The sequence below is a fragment of the Streptomyces sp. NPDC110618 genome (assembly GCF_055657065.1).
On sequence record NZ_JBVKBN010000013.1, the window covers coordinates 67,645 to 85,797 of the forward strand.

General features: G+C 72.1%; 19 protein-coding genes and 1 tRNA gene. 11 read left to right on the top strand and 9 right to left on the bottom strand.

All coding sequences use genetic code 11. The features are described 5' to 3' along the window. Nucleotides 1–62: 62 nt before the first annotated feature. A complete protein-coding gene (gene hutU / locus ACZ7L7_RS22475) occupies nucleotides 63–1,727 on the bottom strand; it encodes a urocanate hydratase (protein WP_285516651.1) in 1,665 nt (554 codons plus the stop codon). A gap of 110 nt (nucleotides 1,728–1,837) precedes the next feature. Between hutU and ACZ7L7_RS22480 the strand changes: the two genes are divergently transcribed. The 5 genes from ACZ7L7_RS22480 to ACZ7L7_RS22500 all read left to right on the top strand — a co-directional run bounded on the left by ACZ7L7_RS22480 (nucleotide 1,838) and on the right by ACZ7L7_RS22500 (nucleotide 5,566). Next, nucleotides 1,838–3,262: a type III PLP-dependent enzyme domain-containing protein gene (locus tag ACZ7L7_RS22480; RefSeq protein WP_453603451.1), complete on the top strand. Its 1,425-nt coding sequence runs from the start codon at nucleotides 1,838–1,840 to the stop codon at nucleotides 3,260–3,262. Between the two features lie 170 nt (nucleotides 3,263–3,432). Then, the gene (locus tag ACZ7L7_RS22485; RefSeq protein ID WP_285516649.1) at nucleotides 3,433–3,828 is read left to right on the top strand and encodes a hypothetical protein; all 396 of its coding nucleotides are present in this window, start codon (nucleotides 3,433–3,435) and stop codon (nucleotides 3,826–3,828) included. Continuing rightward, nucleotides 3,825–4,679: a transcriptional regulator gene (locus ACZ7L7_RS22490; protein ID WP_471592393.1), complete on the top strand. Its 855-nt coding sequence runs from the start codon at nucleotides 3,825–3,827 to the stop codon at nucleotides 4,677–4,679. The genes ACZ7L7_RS22485 and ACZ7L7_RS22490 overlap by 4 nt, the downstream gene beginning before the upstream one ends. Before the next feature lie 19 nt (nucleotides 4,680–4,698). Then, nucleotides 4,699–5,178, top strand: a complete 480-nt coding sequence (locus tag ACZ7L7_RS22495; RefSeq protein WP_285516647.1) for a roadblock/LC7 domain-containing protein — start codon at nucleotides 4,699–4,701, stop codon at nucleotides 5,176–5,178. A gap of 13 nt (nucleotides 5,179–5,191) precedes the next feature. After that, entirely contained in the window at nucleotides 5,192–5,566 is a 375-nt protein-coding gene (locus ACZ7L7_RS22500) for a roadblock/LC7 domain-containing protein (RefSeq protein ID WP_285516646.1), read from the top strand. A 7-nt stretch (nucleotides 5,567–5,573) separates the two neighbouring features. On the opposite strand, the gene ACZ7L7_RS22505 is transcribed toward ACZ7L7_RS22500, so the two are convergent. From ACZ7L7_RS22505 to ACZ7L7_RS22515, 3 genes are all read right to left on the bottom strand, one after another. Beyond that, nucleotides 5,574–6,155, bottom strand: a complete 582-nt coding sequence (locus ACZ7L7_RS22505) for a hypothetical protein (RefSeq protein WP_472076920.1) — start codon at nucleotides 6,153–6,155, stop codon at nucleotides 5,574–5,576. A gap of 111 nt (nucleotides 6,156–6,266) precedes the next feature. Continuing rightward, the gene (locus tag ACZ7L7_RS22510; protein ID WP_285516644.1) at nucleotides 6,267–7,127 is read right to left on the bottom strand and encodes a MurR/RpiR family transcriptional regulator; all 861 of its coding nucleotides are present in this window, start codon (nucleotides 7,125–7,127) and stop codon (nucleotides 6,267–6,269) included. Next, nucleotides 7,124–8,614 (bottom strand): aromatic amino acid ammonia-lyase, encoded by a 1,491-nt coding sequence (locus ACZ7L7_RS22515; RefSeq protein WP_472076922.1) that lies wholly within the window; start codon nucleotides 8,612–8,614, stop codon nucleotides 7,124–7,126. Before ACZ7L7_RS22515 ends, ACZ7L7_RS22510 begins: the two co-directional genes overlap by 4 nt. 105 nt (nucleotides 8,615–8,719) lie before the next feature. On the opposite strand from ACZ7L7_RS22515, the gene ACZ7L7_RS22520 reads away from it, so the two are divergent. Both ACZ7L7_RS22520 and ACZ7L7_RS22525 read left to right on the top strand, forming a co-directional pair. Beyond that, nucleotides 8,720–8,935 carry a glycine zipper domain-containing protein gene (locus ACZ7L7_RS22520; protein WP_453603460.1) on the top strand — a complete coding sequence of 72 codons (216 nt, stop codon included), beginning with the start codon at nucleotides 8,720–8,722 and terminating at the stop codon, nucleotides 8,933–8,935. Between the two features lie 41 nt (nucleotides 8,936–8,976). Beyond that, nucleotides 8,977–9,399, top strand: a complete 423-nt coding sequence (locus ACZ7L7_RS22525) for a hypothetical protein (protein ID WP_285516641.1) — start codon at nucleotides 8,977–8,979, stop codon at nucleotides 9,397–9,399. A gap of 325 nt (nucleotides 9,400–9,724) precedes the next feature. Here the strand turns inward: ACZ7L7_RS22525 and ACZ7L7_RS22530 are convergent, their stop codons facing one another. Next, the gene (locus tag ACZ7L7_RS22530) at nucleotides 9,725–11,113 is read right to left on the bottom strand and encodes a cystathionine beta-synthase (protein ID WP_453603462.1); all 1,389 of its coding nucleotides are present in this window, start codon (nucleotides 11,111–11,113) and stop codon (nucleotides 9,725–9,727) included. 157 nt (nucleotides 11,114–11,270) lie between these two features. On the opposite strand from ACZ7L7_RS22530, the gene ACZ7L7_RS22535 reads away from it, so the two are divergent. The 3 genes from ACZ7L7_RS22535 (at nucleotide 11,271) to ACZ7L7_RS22545 (ending at nucleotide 14,696) form a co-directional block, all read left to right on the top strand. After that, nucleotides 11,271–12,308 (top strand): SGNH/GDSL hydrolase family protein, encoded by a 1,038-nt coding sequence (locus ACZ7L7_RS22535; protein WP_471592391.1) that lies wholly within the window; start codon nucleotides 11,271–11,273, stop codon nucleotides 12,306–12,308. A gap of 110 nt (nucleotides 12,309–12,418) precedes the next feature. Then, a complete protein-coding gene (locus tag ACZ7L7_RS22540; RefSeq protein ID WP_285516638.1) occupies nucleotides 12,419–13,639 on the top strand; it encodes an acetyl-CoA C-acetyltransferase in 1,221 nt (406 codons plus the stop codon). Nucleotides 13,640–13,913: 274 nt separating this feature from the next. Further along, the gene (locus ACZ7L7_RS22545) at nucleotides 13,914–14,696 is read left to right on the top strand and encodes a hypothetical protein (RefSeq protein ID WP_285516681.1); all 783 of its coding nucleotides are present in this window, start codon (nucleotides 13,914–13,916) and stop codon (nucleotides 14,694–14,696) included. Nucleotides 14,697–14,699: 3 nt separating this feature from the next. Here the strand turns inward: ACZ7L7_RS22545 and ACZ7L7_RS22550 are convergent, their stop codons facing one another. After that, nucleotides 14,700–15,011, bottom strand: a complete 312-nt coding sequence (locus ACZ7L7_RS22550; protein ID WP_285516637.1) for a hypothetical protein — start codon at nucleotides 15,009–15,011, stop codon at nucleotides 14,700–14,702. Nucleotides 15,012–15,115: 104 nt separating this feature from the next. Between ACZ7L7_RS22550 and ACZ7L7_RS22555 the strand changes: the two genes are divergently transcribed. Continuing rightward, entirely contained in the window at nucleotides 15,116–15,346 is a 231-nt protein-coding gene (locus ACZ7L7_RS22555) for a DUF4287 domain-containing protein (RefSeq protein WP_285516636.1), read from the top strand. 66 nt (nucleotides 15,347–15,412) lie between these two features. Here ACZ7L7_RS22555 and ACZ7L7_RS22560 read toward each other — a convergent pair whose 3' ends face one another. The 3 genes from ACZ7L7_RS22560 to ACZ7L7_RS22570 all read right to left on the bottom strand — a co-directional run bounded on the left by ACZ7L7_RS22560 (nucleotide 15,413) and on the right by ACZ7L7_RS22570 (nucleotide 17,958). Beyond that, nucleotides 15,413–16,321, bottom strand: coding sequence for a Bax inhibitor-1/YccA family protein (locus ACZ7L7_RS22560; RefSeq protein ID WP_285516635.1), 909 nt, complete (start codon nucleotides 16,319–16,321; stop codon nucleotides 15,413–15,415). Between the two features lie 189 nt (nucleotides 16,322–16,510). Then, complete coding sequence (locus tag ACZ7L7_RS22565) at nucleotides 16,511–17,686, bottom strand: 4-hydroxybenzoate 3-monooxygenase (RefSeq protein ID WP_453607768.1); 1,176 nt, start codon at nucleotides 17,684–17,686, stop codon at nucleotides 16,511–16,513. 189 nt (nucleotides 17,687–17,875) lie between these two features. Continuing rightward, nucleotides 17,876–17,958 (bottom strand) — tRNA-Leu (locus ACZ7L7_RS22570). Nucleotides 17,959–18,153 lie beyond the last annotated feature (195 nt).

The following is an 18,153-nucleotide window of genomic DNA, read 5'->3' on the forward strand; positions in this document are numbered from 1 at the left end:
CACAGCCGGACCCGCGGCCGGCGACGACCCGCTGGCCCCCACCGAGGAGTTGCCGCTACCCGTCACGCGGAGTCACCCTCACGCATAGGCACCCGCACACCCTTGGCGTCCGCCACCGACTCCGCGATGTCGTACCCGGCGTCCACATGCCGGATGACACCCATCCCCGGGTCGTTCGTCAGCACCCGCCGGATCTTCTCGCCGCCCAGCTTCGTACCGTCCGCCACGGTCACCTGCCCCGCGTGGATGGACCGCCCCATGCCCACCCCGCCACCGTGGTGCAGGGAGACCCAGGACGCGCCGGACGCCACGTTGACCATGGCGTTCAGCAGCGGCCAGTCGGCGATCGCGTCGGAGCCGTCGAGCATGGCCTCGGTCTCGCGGTACGGGGAAGCCACCGAGCCGCAGTCGAGGTGGTCGCGCCCGATGGCGAGCGGCGCCGCCAGCTCACCGGAGGCCACCATGTCGTTGAACCGCTCACCGGCCTTGTCGCGCTCGCCGTAGCCGAGCCAGCAGATGCGCGCGGGCAGGCCCTGGAAGTGGACCCGCTCACCGGCCATCTTGATCCAGCGGGCGAGGGACTCGTTCTCCGGGAAGAGGTCGAGGATCGCCTTGTCGGTCTTGGCGATGTCGGAGGCCTCGCCGGACAGCGCCGCCCACCGGAAGGGGCCCTTGCCCTCGCAGAAGAGGGGGCGGATGTAGGCGGGCACGAAACCGGGGAAGGCGAACGCCCGGTCGTACCCGGCGAGCTGGGCCTCGCCGCGGATGGAGTTGCCGTAGTCGAAGACCTCGGCACCGGCGTCCATGAAGCCGACCATGGCCTCGACGTGCTGGGCCATGGACTCCCGGGCCCGCGTGGTGAACCCGGCCGGGTCCTTCGCCGCGTAGGAGGCCATGTCGTCGAAGTCGACGCCGACCGGCAGGTACGACAGCGGGTCGTGGGCCGAGGTCTGGTCGGTGACGATGTCGATGGGCGCGCCCTCGGCGAGCATCCGCGGCAGCAGCTCGGCCGCGTTGCCGAGCAGGCCGATGGAGAGCGGGCGGCGGGCGTCGCGGGCCTCGACGGCGAGCTGGAGGGCGTGCTCCAGGGAGTCGGCGCGCACATCCAGGTACCGGTGCTCGATGCGGCGCTCGATGGCGCGCGGGTCGCAGTCGATGCAGATGGCGACGCCGTCGTTCATGGTGACCGCGAGCGGCTGGGCGCCGCCCATACCGCCGAGGCCCGCGGTGAGGGTGATGGTGCCCGCGAGCGTGCCGTCGAACTTCTTCGCGGCGACGGCGGCGAAGGTCTCGTAGGTGCCCTGGAGGATGCCCTGGGTGCCGATGTAGATCCAGGAGCCGGCGGTCATCTGGCCGTACATGGTCAGGCCGAGCTGCTCCAGCCGGCGGAACTCCTCCCAGTTGGCCCAGTCGCCGACCAGGTTGGAGTTGGCGATCAGGACGCGCGGCGCCCACTCGTGGGTCTGCATGACGCCGACCGGGCGGCCGGACTGGACCAGCATGGTCTCGTCCTGCTTGAGGGTCCTCAGCGTGCGGACCATGGCGTCGAAGGAGCGCCAGTCGCGGGCGGCCTTGCCGGTGCCGCCGTAGACGACGAGCTTGTCGGGGTGCTCGGCGACCTCGGGGTCGAGGTTGTTCTGCAGCATCCGCAGGGCGGCTTCCTGCTGCCATCCCAGGGCGCTCAGTTCCGTACCGCGCGGGGCTCGTACGGGGCGGGGTCCTGACATGGTCTGCCTCCTCGGATGGTGCTGCCGGATTGTTGCTGTTGTTATTCACATCCTGGCGCTCTGAATAGAGCTAGTCAATACGTCGGTGCGCCAGCGCGGGCGCGCCGCGGATGTTTGTCTGGATACGTGGTCTCGGGAACGACACAGCGGGGGACGCGGTGGACATCGTGAGTGACGGACGGACGGACGAGGAGCGGGTGGCGCGCCGGGACGAGGCGGTGCGGGCCGCCGTGGAGCAGGGGCTGCTGGGGCCGGACTCCCCCATCGTGGGCCTGCTGGACGTCACCGGCATCCGGGAGTCGGCGGCGGCGCTCAGGGCCGCGTTCGACGCGGTGACCGCGCCCGGCACCCCGGTGCTGCACACCTTCGCGGTGAAGGCGACCCCGCTGGTGCCGGTGCTGCGGCTGCTGCACGACGCGGGGATCGGCGCGGAGGTGGCGAGCCCCGGGGAGCTGGCGCTGGCGCGGGCGGCGGGGCTGCCGCCGGAGCGCACGGTGCTGGACTCGCCCGCCAAGACACCCGCCGAGCTGCGCGAGGCGCTGGCGCTCGGGATCGCCGTCAACATCGACAACCCGCGGGAGCTGGCCCGCGTCGCCACCCTGATGCGGTCCGCCCCGAGCCGCTCCCCGCTCGGCCTGCGGATCAATCCGCAGGTGGGCGCGGGCGCCATCGAGGCGCTGTCCACGGCGACCGCGACCTCGAAGTTCGGTGTGCCGCTGCGCGACGAGGGCGCGCGGGAGTGGGTGCTCACCATGTGCCGGGAGATGCCCTGGCTGACCCGCCTGCACGTGCACACCGGCTCCCAGGGCGTCCCGCTGTCGCTGATGGCGCGGGGCGTGGCGGAGACCTTCGCGCTGGCCGAGGAGATCAACGCGTACGTCGGGCGGCGGCAGATCGACACGATCGACATCGGCGGCGGGCTGCCGGTGAACTTCTCCTCCGACGCCACCACGCCGACGTACGCGCAGTACGCGCGGCTGCTGAGCGAGGCGGTGCCGGGGCTGTTCGAGGGGCGGTACGGGCTGGTCACCGAGTTCGGGCGGTCACTGCTGGCCAAGCACGGGACGCTGCTGGCGCGGGTGGAGTACACCAAGCGTGTGGGCGGGCGGCCGGTGGCGGTGACGCACGCGGGCGTGCAGGTGGCGACGCGGACGGTGTACGCGCCGGCGTCCTGGCCGCTGCGGCTGGCCGCCTACGACGCCAAGGGGCGGCCGAAGTCCGGGCCCGAGGTGGTGCAGGACGTGGCCGGGCCCGCCTGCTTCGCCGGCGACCTGCTGGCCGAGGCCCGGCCGCTGCCGCAGCTGGAGCAGGGTGACCTGGTGGCGGCGCTGGACACGGGCGCGTACTACTTCGCCCACCACTACGCCTACAACTCCCTGGCGCGGCCCGGCATTCACGGTTTCGTGCCGGACGGCACCGGCGGCGTCGCCTTCGCGACCGTGCGGGAGGCACAGGACCTCGACGCGATCGTGGCCGAATCCGGAGGGGCGCACGCGTCCGCGCTCACCACCCTGCGCACCCCCGGGCGCCCTTGACGCACCCCTGCCGAGCTGCTGTTCAACTGCCTTGAACCCGGGGCAAGTTGACCCACCCTAGCGGCCCGGCGCATGTTCCGCCGGAAAATGCCAGAACCCTCACCCCTCGCCCACACGTTGCGTAGCTTCGTGGTCACTCAGCCGAACCCAGAGGCGGGAGGGGAGTCACCGTGCCCGGAATCGACGAGTGTCTGCTGGAGGCCATGCAGCTGCCCGGCGCGCGCGGCGCGGCGCTGGTCGACTGGACCAGCGGACTGACCCTGGGCACGGTCGGCGAGGCCCCGGGCGACGACGCGGAGGCGAGCGCGGCCGAGGCCGCCGAGCTGGCCCGGCTGGCCGCCGAGCACCGCGTGTTCGCACCGGCGCGGGAACCCGGCGACGAGACCGAACCGCCCCTGGAGGACCTGATCCTCAGCAACCGGGACAGCTATCACGTGCTGCGGTTCGTGTGGACCTCGTTCGACAGCAGCGTCTTCCTGCATGTGTGGCTCGGCCGCGAGGAGGGCAATCTCGCCCTCGCCCGGATCCGCCTCGGGGAGCTGGCCGGACGGCTGGTGCTGGGATGACCGCGCTGCACGCCACCCCGGCCGGCCTGCCGCCCCGGCTGCCGGTGCGGGACCGCAGCACCGCCGCCGAGCGGGTGCCGCGGGGCCTGTCGCCGATGCTGAACCGGCTCGCCGCCGAGCGGGCCACCGGGGTACTGCTGCGCGAGCGCGGCACGCTCTACCTCGCCGACGGCCAGATCGTGCACGCCGAGAGCCCCGCCGCCCCCGGACTCGACGTCCTGCTCACCGCGCACGGCACGCTCTCCGCCGACGCCTGGAAGGACGCCGTCACCCGCGCCGACGAACGGCACGGCGCCGCCCGCCTGCTCCTCGACAGCGGCCGGATAGCCCCGGGCACCCTGGAGCTCTGCCACCTGGGCGCCCTCTACGACGCCGCCTACTTCGCGCTCGCGCCCAGCAGCACCCCGGGCCGCTTCCGCTACGGCACCGGCCACTGGCTCGGCCCCGTCCGCCCGGTACCGGTGCCCTCCCTGGAGCGCGAGACCCTGCGCCGTCGCCTCCTGCTGGACCGCATCTGGCCGGACCCCGACACCGACAGCGCCCCGCTCGCCCGCGCCGACCCGCCCCGGCCCCCCGCCCTCACCGGCCGCCAGCAGGCCGTACTGGCCCTCCTGGACGGTGTCCGCACCGCACCGGACATCGCCCGCGCACTGGGCCGCCCCACGTTCCACACCCTGGTGGACATACGGCGGCTGGCGGCGGCCGGAGTCCTCAGGCCACGCCCGCAGGAACCGGCCCCGCCCCCGCTCCCCACCCGAGCCGCTCCACGGCCGCCCGGGGAGCGGCCCGCACCCAACGACCCCGACGTCGCCCTGCTGAAGAGAGTCCGGGATGCGCTGGAGGCCCTTTGACCGACAGAGGAGAAACCTGATGGCCGCCCAGGCGCCGATACTCGACGAGCTCCACCGGCTCCGCGCCCGCATCCCCCAGCTGACCGGCTCCCTCGCGGCCAGCGTCGACGGCCTCGTCGTCGCCGCGGACGCGCCGGACACCGAACCGGACGGCGTGGCCGCCCTCACCGCCGCCGCGCTCGGCGTCGCCGTCCGCCTCGCCGACGCCACCGGCCGCGGTGACCTGCGCGAACTGCTGGTGCGCGGCCACGGCGGCTATGTGGCGACCTACGCGGCGGGACAGGCTGCCGTACTGACCCTGCTCGCCAAGGACGACGTCAGCGTCGGACGGCTGCACCTGGAGGGCCGCCGCGCCGCCGCCCGGATCGGGGAGCTGGTCGACGGGGCCGCCGAGGAGACCAAGAGCCGAACGCCCGCGCGGGCCCCGGCCGCCCGGGCGAAAGCCCCGCGCGACCGGCGCACCGCGTCCACCCAACCGCGCACCAGCGCGGAGAGTTGAGAGGAAATTCATCATGGCGAACACCGAGACCTCGCTGAAAGAGGCGCTGACCTCCATCGAGGGTGCGACCGGCGTCGCGCTCGTGGACTACACGAGCGGCATGGCGCTGGGCACCATGGGCGGCAGCAAGACCTTCGACCTGGGCGTCGCCGCCGCCGGCAACACCGATGTCGTACGGGCCAAGATGCGCACCATGGAGCACCTCGGGCTCAAGGGCGAGATCGAGGACATCCTGATCTCCCTGAGCGACCAGTACCACCTGATCCGTCTGCTCAGCGGCCGCGGCGGCAACGGCCTCTTCCTCTACCTGGTGCTCGACGCCAAGCGCTCCAACCTGGCGATGGCCCGGCACCAGTTGAAGAAGATCGAGCAGGATCTGGAGGTCTGACGCCGCCTCAGACGAGTGCCGCGGTGCGGCGGCGGGCCCCGCCGGGGGCCGCGTCGCCCGCCGCGATACCGGTGCCGCGGTAGGCCCTGACCGCCTTGCCCACGGGGCGTCCGCCCGCGCGGAGCCAGTCCACGCGCACCCACCACAGCGTCTCCTCGGCCCGCTCGCGGCGGCCGATCCAGGCTGACTTCAGCCACAGCCCGACCCCCGCCCCGGCCATCAGCATGCCGCCCGCCGCGGGCACCGCGAACGCGCTGCCGAACGCGGCGGCGAAAGCCAGCAGGATCCACCAGCGGTGGCCGCGCCGCCACCCTCGCAGGGTCACCGCGCGGTCCTGGAGGACGTCGTGCCGCCCGGCGCGCGCGGCCCCGCGCATGAGGGCGCCGTAACGGCCGCGCCGCAGGTACGCCACGACGGCCGCGGTGATGAGGAACAGGGCCGCCCCGGCCATCACCCCGATCCGGCGCCCGGTGATGCCGGGCACCAGGACGCCGAGCCCGGCTGCCAGGCCCCCGAGCCAGAACAGCGGTGCCACCCCGGCCCGTACGACGACGGCCACTCTCGCCAGTCCATGACCTCCGCGTGTCACGTTCCGCCTCCTCGAAACGTCGAGTACCAGTGGCGGGGAGGTTAGCGGACCTGTGTGAGACCTGTCTGAGAACGTCCGGGAAGCCCCCAGGGGGCTTTGGGAAACGCCGTCTCACTCCACGAACAGCCCGCGGGCCGCCGCCTTCGCGTCGAACTCCTCCAGCCACGCCTGCGCGTCGGGCAGGTCGTCGCACATGGCCTCCAGCAGCACCCGGCCCAGCAGCATCGGCGCGCAGGCGGTGTCGAAGGCGAGCCCGGTGCCGACGGCGGCGGGCAGCAGCAGGTCGGAGGCCTTGGCGACCGGTGCGAAGGCCGAGTCGGCGACCGTGACCACGGTCAGCCCGGCCTCCCTGGCGTAGCCGAGGGTGTCCAGCACCTCGCGCGGGTGCCGGGGCAGTGCGAAGCACAGCAGCGCCGAGGCGCCCGCTCGCACGCAGGCGTCGATCCGGTCGTGGATCATCGTCCCGCCCTCGTGCAGCAGCCGGACGTCCGGGTGGACCTTGGCCGCGAAGTAGGCGAAGCCGTACGCCTGGGCGGCCGCCGCGCGCAGGCCCAGTACCGGCAGCGGGCGGGAGGCGGCCAGCAGCCGGCCCGCCTTGCGCACCGGGCGCGGGTCGGCGAGCAGTTCGGCCAGGTGCCGCAGGTTCTCGATCTCGGCCTCGACGGCCTGCTGGTACTCGTTGGAGGTGCGCTCGGTGTCGGCGGGTTCGACGGGCGCCACCTCGCGCAGGTGGCGGCGCAGGGCCGGGTAGCCGTCGAAGCCGAGGGCGACGGCGAAGCGGGTCACCGACGGCTGGCTGACCCCGGCCAGTTCGGCGAGTTCGACGCTGGAGAGGAAGGGCACGTCGGCGGCCCGGCGCACCATGCTGTGCGCGATGCGCCGCTGGGTCGGGGTGAGCCGGTGCCCCTCGAAGAGCGCCTGCAGCCGCGCCGCCGGGGTGTCCGCGGCCCTCGTGTTGCCCTCCGCGCTCATGCGCCGTTCCCCCTCCAGATCTCCGTGAACCGGTCGAGCAGCCGGGCCGCCGCCGTCACGTCGTCGGTGAGCGGCCGGTCGGCCTGGTCCTCGTCGAGCACCGCCTCGGCGAGCTCCAACGCGCGGCCCACCGGGAGTCCCGGCTCGGGCCTGAGTTCGCGCTGGCGCAGCGCCCGTACGGCGGCGACGAGTTCGCAGCCGACGACGAGACGGTACGCGCCGCACGCGCGCAGCGTCTGCCGGGCGGCGAGCGAGGCGAAGCTGGCCTGTTCCTCGACGCCCCGGGAGAGTACAGCGTGGCCGAGGGAGGCGGGGGCGGAGAACGCGCGCAGGTCGCCGAGGGCGGCCGCAGCGGAGTACTCCAGGATCATCACCCCGGACGCGGCGGGCTCGTGGTCGGCGAGGAAGGGGCGCAGGCGGGTGTAGGCGGGCTCGTTGAGGGTGTGCAGGCGGGAGGTCGACAGCCGCGCGACCTGGGTGAGGGCGAGCCGGAAGTGGTCCAGGGCGAGGGCGAGTCCGGCCTGGTAGAAGCCGCCGTGGTGGTAGGCGGCGAGGTCGTCGGCCGAGATCAGCGGGTTCTCGGCGGCGGCGTTGAGCTCGACGGCGAGCAGTGCCTCCAGCGCGTCGGCGGCGTCGTGCGCGGGGCCGTGGATCTGCGGCAGACAGCGGAACCCGTACGGGTCCTGGATGCGGCCGAGGGGCGGGGTGGGGCGGTCCGCGGCGCCGGTCAGCTCCCGCATGCGGCGGGCGACCTCGGCGGTGCCGGGGTGCGGGCGGGCCTTGTGGACGGGGGCGGCGAAGGGCTCGTGGGAGCCGTCGACGGCTAGCAGGGAGAGCGCGGCGACGACCTGGGTGGCGCCGAGCAGCCCGCGCAGTTCGTGCAGGGCGAGGGCAGCCTGGCCGAGGGTGAGGGCGTTGCTGCTTATCAGGGCGAGCGCGTCGTTGTTGTCCAGCGGCTGCGGCGCGGGGGCGCCGGTCCCCCGCCACGGGTGCTCCCCGGCGAGCGCCAGCCCCATCTGCGCGAGCGGGGCGAGGTCCCCGGTGCCTACGGAGCCGAACTCGTGGACGACCGGATGGGCGCCGCCGATCAGCGCCTCGCACAGGGCGGTCACCACGGACGGCCGCAGCCCGGCGCCGCCCGCGAGGATCTGGTTGGCCCGTACGGCGAGCATGGCCCGCACCTGCCGGGCGGGCAGTTCCTCCCCGATGGCCCCGGCGTGGCTGCGCAGCAGGCGCAGGCCGTGCCCGGCGGCGGCCTCGGTGGGCACGTCCTCGGTGCGGTTGGCGCCGACGCCGGTGGAACGCCCGTAGACCCGCCCGGTCGCCGCGATCTGCCGCGCCGCGTCCCAGGAGCGGGCGGCCCGCTTCATCGCCTCGTCGTCCGGTACCGGCCGCGCGGCCCCGTCGGCCAGGCGCACCACGTCCGCGACGGTGAGTCCACGGCCGTCGAGCACGACCTGCCCGGCGCCCACGACCTGGGACGACATCACGCCCGCACTCCCCTCGACCCGCACGGTCCGCCCTTGCCTCCGACCCTATTCAGCGGCCGGAAAATCTGCATGACGTTATACAGCCTGGGCCACAATGCGTGCATGACACACGACGAGGTACCCGCCGCCCGCCCCATAGCCCTCGGACTGTCGCTGGGGACGAGTCTCGGAACCGCGGTCGGCCTTCTGCTCGGGCTGTTCGTCTTCGACAACATCGGTCTCGGCCTGGCCCTGGGCCTCGGCTTCGGCGTCGCCGTCGGCACCGCGGTCGGCGTCGCCGTCTCCCGGGGCGTACCCCCGGCCGAACACGGGGGCTAACCCCAGTGCGACCCCGGCCGGGGCTTTCTACCGTGGGTTGTATGACCGGAATGGATGCGCGGGACACCGAGCTGAAGAAGGAACTCGACGCCACCCTGCACGCCCGCAGGGAACTGGGCGACGAGTACGAGTCCGCGCTGGTCGACTCGTTCCTGGAGAAGGTCGACCAGCGCATCGACACGGCGGTCGAGCGCCGGGTGCGGCGGCAGATGGCCGAGCAGCAGATGGTGGCGGCCCGGGATGCCCGGTCACCGAAGCCGACGGACTCCTTCGGCGAGCGCTTCGGCTTCGGCATCGTCTCGCTGGTGCTGGCGATCCCGCTGTCCGGTATCGGCGGCGGGGTGGCCCACCTGCCGGGCCTGCTGGTCGCCTGGGCGGGCATCGTGGGCGTGAACGTGGTGCAGGCCGCCCGTACCCGTCCGGATCTGTTCCGCGGCCGGCGCAGGCGCCACGAGGACGACTGAGCGGAAGGAAGAATGCGCGGGGACCGCCGCACCCCCGTTGCCGGGGGGCGGGACGACGGCGGTCCCCGCGAGGGACGTGGACCGGGTCAGGACCCGTCTCACGTCCGGCGTCCAGGAGGTCCGGGAGCCGCTCCGGAGGTCCGTGGACGTTCGGCGCCGGCCGGGGCGGGGAGCCGCTCCCGCCCTGCCGACACCCACTAATGTGCCGGACGCGTGTTAAGCGAGTGCTGCGCGGACGTGACACGCTCGTACCACTTCCGCGAAGCGAAGGCGCCGGTCACCGCAAGTTCGCCGCCGCCACGGTCCGTTCACCGCAGGTTCGCCGCTACTTCCCGCCCTTGGCGAGGAAGGCGAGCAGGTCCTGACGGCCGATCACCCCGGTGGGCTTGCCCTCGACCAGCACGATCGCCGCGTCCGCCTTGCCGAGCACGGACATCAGGTCGCCGACCGGCTCACCGGAGCCGACCTGCGGCAGCGGGGCCGACATGTGCTTCTCCAGCGGGTCGTCCAGCGAGGCCTTCTTGGTGAACAGGGCGTCCAGCAGTTCGCGTTCGACGACCGAGCCGATGACCTCGGCGGCCATCACGTCCGGGTGGCCCGCGCCCGGCTTGACGATCGGCATCTGCGAGACGCCGTACTCGCGCAGCACCTCGATGGCCTGGCCCACGGTCTCGTCGGGGTGCATGTGGACGAGGGACGGGATCGCGCCGTGCTCCTTGTCGGCCAGCACGTCGGCGACGCGGGCGCTGGTGCCCTCGTCGTCCAGGAAGCCGTAGTCGGCCATCCACTCGTCGTTGAAGATCTTGCTGAGGTAGCCGCGTCCGCTGTCCGGCAGCAGTACGACGACCACGTCGTCCTCGCCGAGGCGCTCGGCGACCCGCAGCGCGGCGACCACGGCCATGCCGCAGGAACCGCCGACCAGCAGGCCCTCCTCCTTGGCCAGGCGACGGGTCATCTGGAAGGAGTCCTTGTCGGAGACCGGCACGATCTCGTCGGCGACCGTGCGGTCGTAGGCGGTGGGCCAGAAGTCCTCACCGACGCCCTCGACGAGGTACGGCCGCCCGGACCCGCCGGAGTAGACCGAGCCCTCCGGGTCGGCGCCGACGACCTTGACCTTGCCGTCGCTGACGTCCTTCAGGTAGCGGCCGGTGCCGGAGATGGTGCCGCCGGTGCCGACGCCCGCCACGAAGTGGGTGATCTTCCCCTCCGTCTGCTCCCACAGCTCCGGACCGGTGGAGTGGTAGTGGGAGAGCGGGTTGTTGGGGTTGGAGTACTGGTCGGGCTTCCACGCGCCCGGCGTCTCGCGCACCAGCCGGTCGGAGACGTTGTAGTACGAGTCCGGGTGCTCGGGGTCCACGGCCGTCGGGCAGACCACGACCTCGGCGCCGTAGGCGCGCAGCACGTTGATCTTGTCGGTGCTCACCTTGTCGGGGCAGACGAAGATGCACTTGTAGCCCTTCTGCTGGGCCACGATGGCAAGGCCGACGCCGGTGTTGCCGCTGGTCGGCTCCACGATGGTGCCGCCGGGCTTGAGCGCGCCGGACTCCTCGGCGGCCTCGATCATGCGCAGGGCGATCCGGTCCTTCACCGACCCGCCGGGGTTGAAGTACTCGACCTTGGCCAGGACGGTCGCCTTGATCCCCTTGGTCACGCTGTTGAGCCTCACCAGCGGGGTGTTGCCGACGAGGCTGATCATCGAGTCGTGGAATTGCACCGTTGTCTCCGGATGCTGCAAAAGATGTCGTCAGTGGTGCTGCCAGCCTATGGGCTCCGGAGCCTCCGTGACGGTCGTTCACTCCCCGTGGGGATTGGGCCACGGTCCGTGCGGGGCAAGGAGTGGGTGTACGGGTTCGAGGAGGTGGCGGCGAGGCATGACGAGCATGTCGAGGGCGAGAGTGGCCCGGCGCATCGCGGCCGGCGCCGCGTACGGCGGCGGCGGGATCGGCCTGGCCGGGGCGGCCGTGGTGGGTGTGCTGCTGGCCGAGGTCCAGCTGGCCAAGCGCGCCGTGGGCAACGGCACCCCGCACCCGCCGAGCGCGGACGGCCTGTACGGCAACGGCTTCACGGTCACCGGTGAGCCTCCGCTGCGGCTGGTGATGCTGGGCGACTCCACGGCCGCGGGCCAGGGTGTGCGGCGGGCCGGGCAGACGCCGGGCGCGCTGCTGGCGTCGGGTCTCGCGGCGGTGGCGGAGCGGCCGGTGCGGCTGCGCAATGTGGCGGTGCCCGGGGCCACCTCCGACGATCTGGACCGGCAGGTGTCGCTGACGCTGGCGGACTCCGATCGGGTGCCCGACATCTGCGTGATCATGATCGGCGCCAACGACGTCACCCACCGCATGCCCCCGACCCGCTCGGTGCGCTGTCTGGCCACGGCGGTACGGCGGCTGCGCACCGCGGGCGCCGAGGTGGTCGTCGGCACCTGCCCGGACCTCGGCACCATCGAGCCGGTGCAGCAGCCGCTGCGCTGGCTGGCCCGCCGCACCTCCCGCCAGCTCGCCGCCGCCCAGACCATCGGCGTGGTCGAGCAGGGCGGCCGTACGGTCTCGCTGGGCGATCTGCTGGGCCCGGAGTTCGAGGCGAACCCGCGGGAGCTGTTCGGGCCGGACAGCTACCACCCCTCGGCGGAGGGCTACGCCACCGCGGCGATGGCCGTGCTGCCCACGGTGTGCGCGGCACTGGGCCTGTGGCCCGCGGAGGAGGAGCGCCCGGACGTCTCCCGCCGCGAGGGCTTCCTGCCGGTGGCCCGGGCCGCGGCGGAGGCGGCGTCGGAGGCGGGCACCGAGGTCACCGCGGCGATGCCCACGGGTCCGCGGGGTCCGTGGGCACTGCTCAAGCGGCGGCGCAGGCGCCGGGTCCGGGAGGCGGAGCCGTCGCAGGCCAGCCCGTCCGGGGCACCCACAACGCCCTAAGCAAGCGCTTGGAAAAGAGGTCCGCATCACACCCCTCTGCCGGTGACCGCGCTCTTACGTACCGGTAACTTGCCCCCTGAACCCTCCTCAAGTCGTCGTCTGGAGCCGTGATGCCCGAAGCCGTGATCGTCTCGACCGCCCGCTCCCCCATCGGCCGCGCTTTCAAGGGCTCCCTGAAGGACCTGCGCCCGGATGACCTGACCGCCACGATCATCCAGGCCGCCCTCGCCAAGGTCCCCGAGCTCGACCCGCGGGACATCGACGACCTGATGCTCGGCTGCGGTCTGCCCGGCGGCGAGCAGGGCAACAACCTCGGCCGGATCGTGGCCGTGCAGATGGGCATGGACCACCTGCCCGGCTGCACGATCACCCGTTACTGTTCCTCGTCGCTCCAGACGAGCCGCATGGCCCTGCACGCCATCAAGGCCGGCGAGGGCGACGTGTTCATCTCGGCCGGTGTCGAGATGGTCTCCCGCTTCACCAAGGGCAACTCCGACTCGCTGCCCGACACGCACAACCCGTTCTTCGCCGAGGCCGAGGCCCGTACCGCCGAGGTCGCCCAGCAGGAGGGCACCACCTGGCACGACCCGCGCGAGGACGGCCTGGTGCCGGACGCCTACATCGCGATGGGCCAGACCGCCGAGAACCTCGCCCGCTGGAAGGGCGTCAGCCGCCGGGAGATGGACGAGTTCGGCGTCCGCTCGCAGAACCTCGCCGAGGAAGCCATCAAGAACGGCTTCTGGGAGCGGGAGATCACCCCGGTGACCCTCCCCGACGGCACCGTGGTGAGCAAGGACGACGGCCCGCGCGCGGGCGTCACCCTGGAGGGCGTCGAGGGCCTCAAGCCCGTCTTCCGCCCCGACGGCCTGGTCACCGCGGCCAACTGCTGCCCGCTCAACGACGGCGCCGCCGCGCTCGTCATCATGAGCGACACCAAGGCCCGCGAGCTGGGCCTGACCCCGCTCGCCCGGATCGTCTCCACCGGCGTCTCCGGCCTGTCCCCCGAGATCATGGGCCTCGGCCCGGTCGAGGCGTCCCAGCAGGCGCTGCGCCGCGCCGGTCTGACGATCGACGACATCGACCTGGTCGAGATCAACGAGGCGTTCGCCGCCCAGGTGATCCCCTCCTACCAGGACCTGGGCATCCCACTGGAGAAGCTGAACGTCAACGGCGGCGCCATCGCCGTCGGCCACCCCTTCGGCATGACCGGTGCCCGGATCACCGGCACGCTCATCAACTCCCTCCAGTTCCACGACAAGCAGTTCGGCCTGGAGACGATGTGCGTCGGCGGCGGCCAGGGCATGGCGATGGTCATCGAGCGCCTGAGCTGACCGTGACCACCGCACGACCCTGAGTGAGACTTCGGCCCGGAACCCGGCAACCGCCCGGGTTCCGGGCCGCTTTGTGATCCAATCTCCCCCAGGATGTGACCTATCTCCCTCGGTTGAGGGATTTCCGCAGGTCAGGGGTGTTCCACCAGTACCGCCAGAGGCAAGTTCCTGTCCGATTCGTGACGTTACGCACTGACAGCTGGTTAGTCCACCCTTCAAGCTGATGTAGGAAGTCGGGGGTCGACTTTGAACCGGGAGTACGTCAGTGAGCGCCATGCCCATCGCCCTGCTGCTCACCACGGCCGCCACCGGCGCCGTGGGCGTCGCCGTCCTGCGCACCCTGTGGGTGCTGCGTCGACAGGTCGCGGCCCTGCACACCGAGCTGGCCGCGAGCAACGCGGCCGCGGCCCGGGGGCGGGTCCCGGCCGCGCGTGCGGCCGCCGAGGCCGATGAGATACGCGCCGCCGTCGCCGCCGCCCTCGCCGAGGAGCGGGAGCGGGAGCTGGCCGAGGCGCGCGCGTTCTGGGCGGCCCAGGAGGCCCGTGACGCCTCCGACGCCCCGACCCTGCTGGGTCTGGGCGACAGTGAGCTGTTCCTGCCCCGGCAGGCCGATTTCGTCGGTCTGGAGCCGCTGGAGCCGGTCGCCGAGCCGAGCGGGGACGCCGACGAGTTCGCCGGGGAGTCCCCGGAGCTGGCCGCGGCCCGCCGCCGGCACCCCTCGCACCCGGACTTCGTACCGGTGCAGTCGCCGGTCGTGAACGACCATGAGCGCACCGTCGCCGCGCTGGAGGAGCTGGCCTCCTCCGCGACCGAGCTGACCGACGTCCGCCCGGGTCCGCTCGGCACCCTCGACGTCTACGTCTTCGCCGACGGCACCACGCTGTGCATGACCCCGGGCCACCGGGAGACGGCGGAGCGGCTGGCCGAGGCGCTGCGCGCGGGCGAGACCCCGGTGCTGCTGGGCGGCTCGGGCATCTCCGGCGCGTACACGCTGACCTTCGCCTGCGGCGAGGAGAACGTCTACATCCTGGCCGACCGGGTCATAGCGAGCCTGTAGGGCTCAGACCCCGGCCCGCTTCTGGGCCTCGGCGACCAACTCCACAGCCTCGTTCACCTGGGCCTCGTCCGTCAGGACGAGGCCCAAGTCGTGTCCGGCGACGGTGATTTGGTCCGCGGCGGCGAACATCCCCGCGTCCGGCATCTCCCGGGGCTCCGCGGCGGGGTCCTCCAGCAGCTGGGCGCGCCGGGCCAACTCCCTGGCCAGCGCCAGCGCCTCCGCGGCCGCGCCCCGCTGCAGCCTGCTCTGCGGCGCCCCCCGCAGCCGGTCGGCGAAGTGATCCACAGCCTCGGTCAGACGCGTCGTATCCACCACGGCGCAACCGTACGCGCTGGAACGGGACTGTTGCCAACGGGCGAAGCCTCAGGCACCGTGACCTGAAGGACCGGCTTACATCCCCTTTGCGTCCGGAGGCGCCGATGTCCCACGTCCTCTCCGAGGAGACCCACCGCAACATGCTCGCCCGCATCCCCCACTGCACCGGTCGTGAAGTCTCCGACTGGCTGCGCACGATGGAAGAAGGACCCGCCCTCGTCCGCTTCGAGGAGAAGGTCAGCTGGCTCCGCCACGAATACGACCTCGCGTACGGCCACGCGAAGGCCATCGTCCACGAGTACGACCTGAGGAGGGCGGCGCGCAAATTCCTCTAGGCGCGCGAAGACGACGAAGGGCCCCGGGTACGGAACCCGGGGCCCTTCCTACGATCCGTTGGTGGATCAGTCGCTGCTGTTGAGGATCGAGATGAGTCGCAGGAACTCCATGTAGATCCACACCAGGGTCATCGTCAGACCGAAGGCCGCCAGCCACGACTCCTCACGCGGGGCGCCGTAGGCGATGCCGTCCTCGACCTGCTTGAAGTCCAGGGCCAGGAAGGCCGCGCCGAGCAGGATGCCGACGATACCCATCACGATACCGAGCGGGCCGCTGCGGAAGCCGAGGCCGTCACCGCCGCCGAAGACGGCGAACAGCAGGTTGACCGCCATCAGCATGATGAAGCCGAGCGCGGCCGCCATCACGAAGCCGGCGAAGCGGCGGTTGACGCGGATCCAGCCCGCCTTGTAGGCGATCAGCACGCTCGCGAAGACACCCATCGTGCCGAGCACGGCCTGCATGGCCGCGCCGTCCGCGATGCGGTTGTCGACGACGTTGGAGACCACGCCGAGGAAGACACCCTCGAACGCGGCGTAGGTCAGGATCAGCGCGGGGGACGCCTTGCGCTTGAAGGACTGCACCAGCGCCAGGACCATGCCGATCAGACCGGCGCCGATGGCGATGCCGTACGACCGGTTGATGTTGGCGTCGTCGACCGGCAGCAGCGCCCAGGCGAGCGCGGCGGTGACGATCAGGACACCGAGGGTCGTGCCGGTGCGCAGGATGACATCGTCCATCGTCATCCGGCCGGTGGTGACCGGCGCCTGCGGCGGCGCGCCCTGCAGGCCCTGCTGGGCGTAAGGGTTCTGCGCGTACGGGTTCTGGGCGTACGGGTTACCGCCCTGCGGCTGGGCGTAGGGGTTGCCCTGCGTGCCCACAGCGGCGCCCCCGGCCTGCGGCTGGGCGTTGAAGCCCGCGTAGCCGTTGTCGCGGCTGAACCCCCGTCGCGAGAAGACCGGGTTGCTGCTCCTCATTTCACTCCTCCATGGCCACCTTGCGCAGCCTTGGCTCAAGAGTAATAGAAAGGCAAAGGAAAGACCCTACTGCTTGGGGAGGATCTTTCCCCTGCTGTGCTGCGCAACACGCTACGCGGCTGCGTGATTCCCCACACCGGAGGCCCTCATTCATGACCAACCCGCTACCTGGCCGGAACCCATCGGTGATCAGTCGAGCGGGAACCCCGTGTAGCACTCGGCCAGATCGGTCATCGCGGCCCGCGAGGAGGTGAGCCGGGCCAGCCTGGCGAGCTGGAGCCGGTCCTCGAACGGGGTGGCGTCCCCGGCCCGGTGGAGCAGGGTCGTCAGGTCGTAGGAGAACCGCTCGGCCTGCCACACGCGGCGCAGGCAGGTCGCCGAGTAGCTGTCGAGCCGTTCGTCCGATCCGGTGTCGCGCCGGTGGATCAGGGCCCGCGCGAGGGTGACGACGTCGCCCACGGCGAGGTTCAGGCCCTTGGCGCCGGTCGGCGGGACGATGTGCGCCGCGTCACCGGCGAGGAGGAGCCGGCCGTGGCGCATCGGCTCGTGGACGAAGGAACGCATCGGGGTGACCGACTTCTGGGTGACGGGGCCGCGTTCCAGGCGCCGGCCGTCATTGGTCTCGAAGCGGCGCTCCAGCTCGGTCCATATCCCGTCGTCGGACCAGTCGTCGGGATCGGTGCCCTCCGGTACCTGGAGGTAGAGGCGGGAGACCGAGGGGGAGCGCATCGACAGGAGGGCGAAACCGCGGTCGTGGCGGGCGTAGACGAGTTCGTCGTGCGAGGGCGGTACGTCGGCCAGGATGCCGAGCCAGGCGTACGGGTAGGAGCGCTCGAAGGTGCGGCCGAGCCGCTCGGGTATCGCGCGGCGGGCGATACCCCAGTAGCCGTCGCAGCCGGCCACGTAGTCGCACTCCAGGACCGACTCGCGGCCCTCGTGCCGGTAGCGGACGCGGGGGCGGTCGGTGGTGGCCTCCTCCACCGCGAGGGCCTCCGCCCCGAAGAGCAGAGGGTGACCCTCCTTCAGCTGGAGGGCGATGAGGTCCTTGCAGACCTCGGTCTGGGCGTACACCATCACCGAGCGGCCACCCGTGAGCGCGGGGAAGTCGATGCGGTGGCGGGTGCGGTCGAAGCGCAGTTCGATTCCGTCGTGGCGCAGCCCCTCGCGGTCCATGCGCTCGCCCGCGCCGGCCGCGCGCAGGACGTCGACGGTGCCCTGCTCCAGGATCCCGGCGCGCTGGCGGTGCTCGACGTAGGCGCGGTCCCGGCTCTCCAGGACGACCGAGTCGATACCGGCCGTGTGCAGGAGCCGGGCGAGGAGGAGGCCCGCGGGGCCGGCTCCGATGATGCCGACGGTGGTGCGCATCGGTCGTTCCCTTCATGTACGAAAGGCTGCGGTCGCGCTTGTGTTCGTCGGGTGAAGTTTGTTTCACCGAGTTGATGACGTGAGTCTCCGATCGCAACCAGCCGCTGTCAACGGTTCGTGCGGTGAAGTGTTCGATGGAGGATGCACGGAAAGAGACCGCGAATCGGGCGGCCGTGCAGGGGTCGGAAGTGCCCGGAACCGGACTTGAACCGGTACGCCCGCGAGGGGCAGCGAGGTTTAAGCTCGCCGTGTCTGCATTCCACCATCCGGGCAGGCCATGGGCTCCGCGTTGAGGTTCCGAGCCTATCGGGATACATCCCCCGAACAGCCGAAGGACGGCCCGATGTTGTCTTATTTTATTGACGTCTGAGGGGGCATCAGCCGACGGTACGGGCCATCCGCACTTGCCAATAGCCTTGCGGGCGACGCCCGGCCACGCATGCGGAATGACGGAATTTCACCTGCCG

What these genes read in the sequence shown, in the direction of transcription:
- ACZ7L7_RS22510 (WP_285516644.1), bottom strand. Translation starts at nt 7,127, where the DNA reads ATGAGCGCGGAGGGCAACACGAGGGCCGCGGACACCCCGGCGGCGCGG.
- ACZ7L7_RS22565 (WP_453607768.1), bottom strand. Translation starts at nt 17,686, where the DNA reads ATGCGCACCACCGTCGGCATCATCGGAGCCGGCCCCGCGGGCCTCCTC.
- ACZ7L7_RS22540 (WP_285516638.1), top strand. Translation starts at nt 12,419, where the DNA reads ATGCCCGAAGCCGTGATCGTCTCGACCGCCCGCTCCCCCATCGGCCGC.
- ACZ7L7_RS22555 (WP_285516636.1), top strand. Translation starts at nt 15,116, where the DNA reads ATGTCCCACGTCCTCTCCGAGGAGACCCACCGCAACATGCTCGCCCGC.
- hutU (WP_285516651.1), bottom strand. Translation starts at nt 1,727, where the DNA reads ATGTCAGGACCCCGCCCCGTACGAGCCCCGCGCGGTACGGAACTGAGC.
- ACZ7L7_RS22560 (WP_285516635.1), bottom strand. Translation starts at nt 16,321, where the DNA reads ATGAGGAGCAGCAACCCGGTCTTCTCGCGACGGGGGTTCAGCCGCGAC.
- ACZ7L7_RS22545 (WP_285516681.1), top strand. Translation starts at nt 13,914, where the DNA reads ATGCCCATCGCCCTGCTGCTCACCACGGCCGCCACCGGCGCCGTGGGC.
- ACZ7L7_RS22535 (WP_471592391.1), top strand. Translation starts at nt 11,271, where the DNA reads ATGACGAGCATGTCGAGGGCGAGAGTGGCCCGGCGCATCGCGGCCGGC.
- ACZ7L7_RS22515 (WP_472076922.1), bottom strand. Translation starts at nt 8,614, where the DNA reads ATGTCGTCCCAGGTCGTGGGCGCCGGGCAGGTCGTGCTCGACGGCCGT.
- ACZ7L7_RS22490 (WP_471592393.1), top strand. Translation starts at nt 3,825, where the DNA reads ATGACCGCGCTGCACGCCACCCCGGCCGGCCTGCCGCCCCGGCTGCCG.
- ACZ7L7_RS22480 (WP_453603451.1), top strand. Translation starts at nt 1,838, where the DNA reads ATGTTTGTCTGGATACGTGGTCTCGGGAACGACACAGCGGGGGACGCG.
- ACZ7L7_RS22520 (WP_453603460.1), top strand. Translation starts at nt 8,720, where the DNA reads ATGACACACGACGAGGTACCCGCCGCCCGCCCCATAGCCCTCGGACTG.
- ACZ7L7_RS22525 (WP_285516641.1), top strand. Translation starts at nt 8,977, where the DNA reads ATGACCGGAATGGATGCGCGGGACACCGAGCTGAAGAAGGAACTCGAC.
- ACZ7L7_RS22500 (WP_285516646.1), top strand. Translation starts at nt 5,192, where the DNA reads ATGGCGAACACCGAGACCTCGCTGAAAGAGGCGCTGACCTCCATCGAG.
- ACZ7L7_RS22495 (WP_285516647.1), top strand. Translation starts at nt 4,699, where the DNA reads ATGGCCGCCCAGGCGCCGATACTCGACGAGCTCCACCGGCTCCGCGCC.